General features: G+C 74.8%; 7 protein-coding genes and 1 pseudogene. 2 read left to right on the top strand and 6 right to left on the bottom strand.

Going from position 1 to position 7,157, the window contains the following annotated elements:
- The 4 genes from FMEAI12_RS09155 to FMEAI12_RS09140 form a co-directional block, all read right to left on the bottom strand.
- Positions 1-249: hypothetical protein (locus tag FMEAI12_RS09155; RefSeq protein ID WP_368672062.1), on the bottom strand; the 249-nt coding region annotated here is incomplete at its 3' end.
- Positions 250-384: 135 nt separating this feature from the next.
- A complete protein-coding gene (lipA, locus tag FMEAI12_RS09150) occupies positions 385-1,371 on the bottom strand; it encodes a lipoyl synthase (protein ID WP_112105679.1) in 987 nt (328 codons plus the stop codon).
- Positions 1,368-2,192, bottom strand: a complete 825-nt coding sequence (gene lipB, locus FMEAI12_RS09145) for a lipoyl(octanoyl) transferase LipB (RefSeq protein ID WP_071065375.1) — start codon at positions 2,190-2,192, stop codon at positions 1,368-1,370. Before lipB ends, lipA begins: the two co-directional genes overlap by 4 nt.
- A gap of 40 nt (positions 2,193-2,232) precedes the next feature.
- Positions 2,233-2,982 (bottom strand): peptidase E, encoded by a 750-nt coding sequence (locus FMEAI12_RS09140; protein WP_200835233.1) that lies wholly within the window; start codon positions 2,980-2,982, stop codon positions 2,233-2,235.
- Positions 2,983-3,128: 146 nt separating this feature from the next.
- Between FMEAI12_RS09140 and FMEAI12_RS09135 the strand changes: the two genes are divergently transcribed.
- Complete coding sequence (locus tag FMEAI12_RS09135) at positions 3,129-5,003, top strand: protein kinase (RefSeq protein WP_165938731.1); 1,875 nt, start codon at positions 3,129-3,131, stop codon at positions 5,001-5,003.
- Positions 5,004-5,030: 27 nt separating this feature from the next.
- Here the strand turns inward: FMEAI12_RS09135 and FMEAI12_RS09130 are convergent, their stop codons facing one another.
- Both FMEAI12_RS09130 and FMEAI12_RS09125 read right to left on the bottom strand, forming a co-directional pair.
- Positions 5,031-5,942 carry a TIGR01777 family oxidoreductase gene (locus FMEAI12_RS09130; protein WP_112105677.1) on the bottom strand — a complete coding sequence of 304 codons (912 nt, stop codon included), beginning with the start codon at positions 5,940-5,942 and terminating at the stop codon, positions 5,031-5,033.
- Between the two features lie 303 nt (positions 5,943-6,245).
- A pseudogene (locus FMEAI12_RS09125) lies at positions 6,246-7,055 on the bottom strand (2-oxo acid dehydrogenase subunit E2); the annotation flags it as partial.
- On the opposite strand from FMEAI12_RS09125, the gene FMEAI12_RS37940 reads away from it, so the two are divergent.
- Positions 6,973-7,157 (top strand): 2-oxo acid dehydrogenase subunit E2 (locus tag FMEAI12_RS37940; RefSeq protein WP_235013843.1); only part of this gene is annotated, 185 nt, incomplete at its 3' end. The pseudogene FMEAI12_RS09125 and the gene FMEAI12_RS37940 sit on opposite strands and share 83 nt — an antisense overlap.

The raw sequence follows: 7,157 nt of genomic DNA, 5'->3' as shown, positions 1-7,157 counted from the left end.
TGTCGTCGTGGCGGGGGAGGGTTCGAGTGCGGACACGGAGATCTGGTCGACCCAGCGGTAGCCGGTGGTGACGTGCAGGTCGGTGGCGGCGCGCCAGGCGTTGTGGCGCGCGGTGCGCTGCCCGCCATGGGGCAGGACGAGAAGAGTCAGTTCCTCGAGTGCGCTGAGGAGTGAGCGGAACACGGTGTCGACGACCTCCCGACGCGGTCGTGGCGCCCGAGGCGGGAGGAGCTCCCGCCGGAACAGCACCGAGTGTGAAGGGCGCAGATGTCGCCGCGATGTCCGCAAGGTGGCGACGACCCCTGCGCAACGGCGAATCTCGTGACCGCCGTGTGACGCAGAGCCGAGCTTAGTCGCTCGCGGTAGTCGCCACCAGTCGAGTCATCACCTGGCGTGAGAGTCGTCGGACACACTTTCGGGCAGATCAGCCTCTACAGTGGCAGTATTACTACGTACGGTGACTGCCTGGCGGTACAGGCGTCCGGCGCGGTACGACGACCGGACGAGCGGACCGGACAGCACACCGGCGAAGCCGATGCCGGTGGCGCGCCGCTCCCACTCCACGAACTCCTCGGGTCGCACCCAGCGCTCCACCGGGTGATGTCGGGGGGTCGGCCGCAGGTACTGCGTGACGGTGAGCAGGTCGCAGCCGGCCTCGTGCAGCGCGGTCATAGCCTCGGAGACCTCGTCGTCGGTCTCGCCGAGCCCGAGGATCAGGTTCGACTTGGTCACCAGGCCGGCCGCCCTGGCCTGGGTCAGGACGTCCAGCGAGCGCTCGTAGCGGAACCCCGGCCGGATCCGGCGGAAGATCCGCGGAACCGTCTCCACGTTGTGCGCGAGCACCTCCGGCTCGGCGGCGAAGACCTCGCCGAGCTGCTCGGGACGGCCGCCGAAGTCCGGGATCAGCACCTCGACCCCGGTGCCCGGCGACCCGGCGTGGATCTGCCGGACGGTCTCGGCGTACAGCCACGCCCCGCCGTCGGGCAGGTCGTCGCGGGCGACACCGGTCACCGTGGCGTAGCGCAGGCCCATGGTCGAGACCGACTCGGCCACCCGGCGCGGCTCGTCGACGTCCAGCGGGGCCGGGCGGCCGGTGTCGATCTGGCAGAAGTCGCAGCGGCGGGTGCAGACGTCCCCGCCGATCAGGAAGGTGGCCTCGCGGTCCTCCCAGCACTCGTAGATGTTCGGGCAGCCGGCCTCCTCGCACACCGTGTGCAGGCCGGCCCCGCGGACCAGGTTGCGCACGTCGGTGTACTCCGGACCGGTGCGCATCCGGGTGCGGATCCACGGTGGCTTGCGCTCGATCGGCGTCTGCGCGTTGCGCGCCTCCAGCCGCAGCAGCGGCCGGCCTTCGGGAGCGACCGCGGTCATCGGTGAACCTTCCCGCCGGCGAGCCCCGCGCCGATCAGATCCGTGTCGGACGTTCCCGCCGTGGCTGCCCTGCCCGCGGTGCCCGCCGTGTCCGTGCCGGCCACCTTGCCCGTGCTGTCCTCCGCGCCTGCCGGCCGGCGGCCGGCCTCGGCGGCCAGGCCCGTGGCCAGGTAGTCGGCGAGCGCGGTGAGCATGTGCCGTTCGACCACCGGGCGGGCCTCGGCCACCGGCAGCGGCCGGCCCAGCTCCCTGCTCAGGCTGGTCACGCCGGCGTCCGAGATCCCGCACGGGACGATCCGACCGAACGCGGCGAGCGCGGGATCGCAGTTCAGCGCGAAACCGTGGTTGGTGACCTTCCAGCTCACCCGGACCCCGATGGCGGCGAGCTTGCGCAGGCCGTCGGATGTCCACACGCCCGTGCGCCCCTCGACCCGCCGGGTCTCGAGACCGAACTCGGCGCAGGCCGCCATCAGGCCGGCCTCCAGTGCCCGTACGTAGGCCACGACGTCCAGCGGCATCGGGAGCCGCACGATCGGGTAGCCGACCAGCTGCCCCGGGCCGTGCCAGGTGATGCCGCCGCCGCGGTCGACGTCGACGACCTCCGTCCCGTCGACCGGGCGGTCACCCGCGCCCGTCCGCCGGCCCGCCGTGTAGACGTCGGGGTGTTCCAGCAGGATCAGCGTGTCGGAGCCGCGTCCGTGGCGGCGGTCATCGGCCAGGGTCCGCTGCATCTCCCAGGCCTCGCGATAGGGAACGACACCCAACCGGAGGACATCCACGTCCCGAGCGTACGCCCGCGGGCCGGGGCAGCAGGGCCACATGGGGATCCGTCGGGAGCTGTCAGGAGCCGGATCGCCGCGGCTACGGCGCCCGGTCCGCCGCGGTCCGCGGATCGGGGAGGAGCCTGGCCGGGACCCGGGTCTCGACGGCCGTCCCGGCCGGGCCCGGCTTGACCCGCCAGGCGTGGGCGTCCGGCCGGTCCGCCACCGCCTCGACGAGCTCGGTGCCGCGGAAGTGCAGGCCGGCGCCGTCGTCGGTCGCCCACCCGGCGGGCAGCGTCCCCTCGGCGACGAGGCGCTGGTAGAGCGGCCGGCGCGCAGGCTCGGAGTCGTAGTGCGGGGTGTTGCTGTGCGGCAACAGGCCCAGCCCGTTCGTCACCGGGCACAGGTCGGGGCCGAACGAGTCGGTGGTGCCGCCGGTGTGCCAGCACAGCGAGCCGGCGGAGACCCCACCCAGCACGACCCCGGCCTCCCACACCTCGCGCATGATCCGGTCCAGGCCGTGCGCCCGCCACACGGCCAGCAGGTTGGCCACGCTGCCGCCGCCGACCCAGACGACGTCCTGCGCGAGCAGGTGGGCCCGGATGTCGGCGACGTTGGGCATCGGGAACAGCGCGAGGTGGGAGACCACGACGTCCGGCCGGTCCCGGCTCAGCGCCGCGTACCCGCGGGCGTAGGCGGCCTGGTCGTCGCCCAGGGCGGTCTGCAACAGGCACAGCCTGGGACGTCCGGCGGGGGCGGCGAGCTCGATCGCGTGATCCAGCAGTGGTCCGACCCGGGCGCCCCACCGCCCGTCGGGCCGGAAGCCGCCGCTCGTCGCGAGGATCTGCACAGATGACTCCTGGTTGACCGGCCCCGGGGGCGTCCCGGGGCGCCCGTCCGCGCCCGGCGGCGCGCCGCCGCCGCTCGAGAGGAAGTTATCCACAGCAGGGGAAAGAGTCCTGCAGAGGTGGTCGGATCCGCCTAGCGTCGACGTTCGTGACCTTCACCGACGATTCCGGCGATCGGCTGGGGCGGCACGGCGGCGAGCCCGTCGTGCCGGGAATCCTCCTGCACGGCCGCCGATACGACGCCGGCGCCGGCGAGGTCTGGGCCGGCCGGATCGAGCGGCTCGGCATGGACGTGACCATCCGCTACGTTCGGTTACCGGCCGACTCGCTGCTGCGCGCCGAGGCCTTCGACGAGGCCCAGCTGCTGCTCGGCATCCGCCATCCGCACCTGGCCTCCGTGGTGGACGTGATCCGCACACCCGACGGCCTGGCCGTCGCCACCGAGCCGGTGCACGAGGCGGTCAGCCTGTCCCGGCTGCTCGGCGCGCGGGGTCGGCTCGACCCGGGCGAGGTCGTCACCATCGGCCTACCCGCGGCGCAGGCGCTGGCCGAGGTGCACGCGGCCGGTCTGCACCACGGCGGGCTGACCGCCCTGGACATTCTCCTCGAGCCGAACGGGCGGCCGGTTCTCACCGGCGCCGGCATCGCGGCCCTCACCGACCCGGGCGTGTCCGCCTCGGAGGACGTGCACGACCTCGCCGACCTCCTGCTCGGCGCGATGCGCCAGGCGACGGGGCCCGACGCCGCCGCGGTCGCCGTCGCGGTCGCGATGGCCCTGGTGGACGACCCGCGTCGCCGCCCCTCGGCCGCCGAGCTCGCGGCCGGGCTGGCCCGCAGCGCCACGCCGCTTCCCGTCCGGATGACGGACGTGCCACCCGGGGCAGCAGGGGTTGTCGAGGTCGACCCGGAGCCCGGCCGGCCCGCGGACGGCGGGAACGCCGCTCCGGTCGACCAGGGCGACCTGCTGGATCCCGACGAGAGTCTCCGGGGCGAGGCCGGCGACAGCGGCGACCCGGACCCGTGGTCGGCAGCCGAGGACGTGGCATGGCCGGGCGACCCGGCCACGGGCGACCGGGGCTTAGAGGGCGACCCGGGCTCCGCGGCCGGCCCACCGGAAACCCCGCGGCCCGCCGGTCGGGATGATCCCTACGGTCTGTACCTCGCGACCGGTCAGGTGATCCCGGACGAGGACGAGGAGCCACCGCCGCCCGGCGCGGGCGGCCCGGCGCCCAGGGAGGCCGACGCCGAGGGCATCCGGCCGCCGCATGACGGGCGGACCGCACCGGCCGAACCAGCCGACCTGGTGGGCTCGCTGCGACCGGTGAACCACGACCGGGCCGGCACCCGCCGCCGCGCCGGCCGGGCCGCGGCGCCCGCCCGCGCCCGGGGCACCACCCACTCCCCGGCACCGCGCGAGGCCAGGGCACGCCGGGCAGCGGGGGAGCGGGCCGGCGGCCGGCGGCGGCACCCCGTGTTGTTCCCGGTGCTCGCGGGCGTCGGTCTGGTGATCGTCGCCATCGCCGCGCTCCTGCTGGCCCATGACTCCGGGTCGGACGCCACCCGTCAACCCGTGCCCACCGGGAGCACCGCCCGCGCGGACCCGACCGCGAGCCCCGTCAGCGGGCAGACCCCGGAACAGGTGTGGCGAGCCGTGCTCGACGAGCTCAACGCCGCCCGCAGCAAGGCCTTCGAGCGGGCGGACGAGACCGCCCTCGACCTCGCGGACGCGCCCGGCAGCGCCGTCCTGGAGTCGGACCGGGCATCGATCCGGGAAATGGTCCGGCGACGCGGGCGCTCCACGCCGGTGCGGATCGAGATCGTCGACGTCGTGGTTCGTGAGGAGGAAGCCGACCGGGTGGTCCTACGGGTCACCGAGATCGTGGGGGCCTACGACTTCGTCGGCGAGGCGGGCGATGTGCTGGCCCAACAGCCGGCCAGCCCGCCGGAGACGAAGGATCTCACCCTGTGGCGGACCGAGGCGGGCTGGCGGCAGGCCGAGAGCGTCAAGACGGCCCCCAGCTGAGCGAGCGGCCGGACCCGGCGGCCCGGTTCAGGCGTCGCGGTGCACGGCATCGGCCAGTGCCGTGGCGAGGTCGGAGTGGTTGAACCGGAACCCGGCGTCGACCAGCGTGGCCGGCGCGAGCCGCTGGGAGGCGAGTGGTCCCTCGTCGGCGAACTCGCCCAGGGCCAGGCGTAGTGCGAAGCGCGGTACCTGGGCGAAGGCCGGGCGCTGTAGCGTCCGCGCCAGCGCCGACGTGAACTCCGCGTTCGTCACCGGGGTGGGCGCCACCAGGTTGACCGGCCCGCGTACTCCGTCGGCCTCCAGGAGGAAGCACAGCGCGTCGACGGTGTCGGCCAGGCTGATCCAGCTGAGCCACTGGCGCCCCGAGCCCAGCCGGCCGCCGGCTCCGCGCCGGAAGATCGGGAGCAGCCGTTGGAGGGTCCCACCGCGCCCGGAGAGGACGATGCCGGTGCGCACCCGGACGACCCGGATGCCGGCCTCCTGCGCCGCTGTGGTCGCGTTCTCCCAGTCACGGGCGAGCTCGGCGAGGAAGCCGGTGCCGGGCGGGGCCGTCTCGTCCAGCGCGGCGCCGGCCGAGCCGGCGTTCGTGCCGTACCAGCCGATGGCGCTGCCGGAGAGCAGGACCCGCGGGCGCGGGTCGAGGCCGGCGAGGGCCTCGGCGAGCAGGCGGGTGCCGTCGATGCGGCTGCTCCGAAGGGTCTGCTTGTAGGCGGCGGTCCACCGGTGGTCGCCGATGCCGGCGCCGGCCAGGTTCACGACGCCGTCCACGCCGGCCAGGGCGGCGGCGTCCAGCGTGCCGGCCGCCGGGTCCCAGCGGATCTCGGACGGGTCGCGCGGCGGGCGCCGGACGAGGGTGACGACCTCGTGGCCGTCCCCGCGCAGCGCGGGCAGCAACGCCGAACCGATCAGCCCGGACGAGCCGGTGACGGCGACCTTCATGCGTCCGGGACCCCCATCCGACCCTCCTGGACCTGGAGTCCGTGGCACGGCGACCCCGGGGCCCGGACGTCACCCTAGCCGGCCGCGGCCACCTGCGCCGCCGGACCGCGCCGGCCGCCGGACCGGGCAGGCGGGGCGGACGGGTCGGCCGGGTTTCGGGGTCGCCGTGCCACGGACTCCCGCACCAGGCCCGGCGTGTCTCCCCGCGAACGACAGCGGCGGCCGGGTGGGCCCGTGGACCCGCCCGACCGCCGCCGGCCCTGCCTGCCTGCCTTGCTGGTGCCTACAGCGCCGAACTCGTGGCTACAGCCCGAGCTCGGCCTCGAAGGCGCCTTCCTCGAGACGGCTGGCGATCGCGGTGAGGAACCGGGCCGCGTCGGCGCCATCCACGATCCGGTGGTCGTAGGTGAGGGCCAGGTAGACCTTCGACCGGATGGCGATCACCTCGCCGAGCTCGGGATCGGTGACGACGGCCGGGCGCTTCACGACCGACCCGGTGCCCAGGATCGCCACCTGCGGCTGGTTGATGATCGGGGTGTCGAACAGGGCGCCGCGGCTGCCGGTGTTGGTCAGCGTGAAAGTGCCGCCGCCCAGGTCGTCCGGGGACACCTGGTTGGCGCGGGTCCGCGCGGCCAGCTCGTCGATCTTGCGGGCCATCCCGCTGAGGTTCAGGTCGCTGGCGTTGTGGATCACCGGGACGACCAGGCCACGGTCGGTGTCGACGGCGATGCCGAGGTTCTCCGAGTCGTGGTAGGTGACCGTGCCCGCCTCCAGGTCGATGCTGGAGTTGATCCCCGGGTGCTCGCGCAGTGCCTCGCACGCGGCCACCGCGAAGAACGGCAGGAACGACAGCTTCACGCCCTCGCGGGCCTGGAAGTTCGCCTTGGCCCGCTCGCGCAGCTTCGCGATCCGCGTGACGTCGGCCTCCACGACGGTGGTGAGCTGCGCGCTGACCTGCAGCGACTCGACCATCCGACGGGCGACCAGCGAGCGCAGCCGGGTCAGCTTCTCGGTGCGGCCACGGGGCGCGGTGGACGCGGTCGGCGCGGCGGCGGGAGCCGGCCGGGCGGCCGCGGGCGCCGTGGGCGCCTGCGCCGGGGCGGGAGCGGCCGGCAAGATCGACGAGCTGGCCGCGCGGACCCGCGCCAACCAGGTGTCCCCGGACGACCTGGGCGGCGGCACTTTCACGCTGACCAACACCGGCAGCCGCGGCGC

The organism is Parafrankia sp. Ea1.12 (genome assembly GCF_900465275.1).
Classification (GTDB): Bacteria; Actinomycetota; Actinomycetes; order Frankiales; family Frankiaceae; genus Parafrankia; species Parafrankia soli.
The sequence above is the reverse complement of the archived record's forward strand: the minus strand, read 5'-3'. Positions and strand labels throughout refer to the sequence as shown.

Bases quoted from the DNA above. Each gene is read 5' to 3' on its own strand.
- FMEAI12_RS09130 (WP_112105677.1), bottom strand. From the start codon at position 5,942: ATGAAGGTCGCCGTCACCGGCTCGTCCGGGCTGATCGGTTCGGCGTTG.
- lipA (WP_112105679.1), bottom strand. From the start codon at position 1,371: ATGACCGCGGTCGCTCCCGAAGGCCGGCCGCTGCTGCGGCTGGAGGCG.
- lipB (WP_071065375.1), bottom strand. From the start codon at position 2,192: ATGTGGCCCTGCTGCCCCGGCCCGCGGGCGTACGCTCGGGACGTGGAT.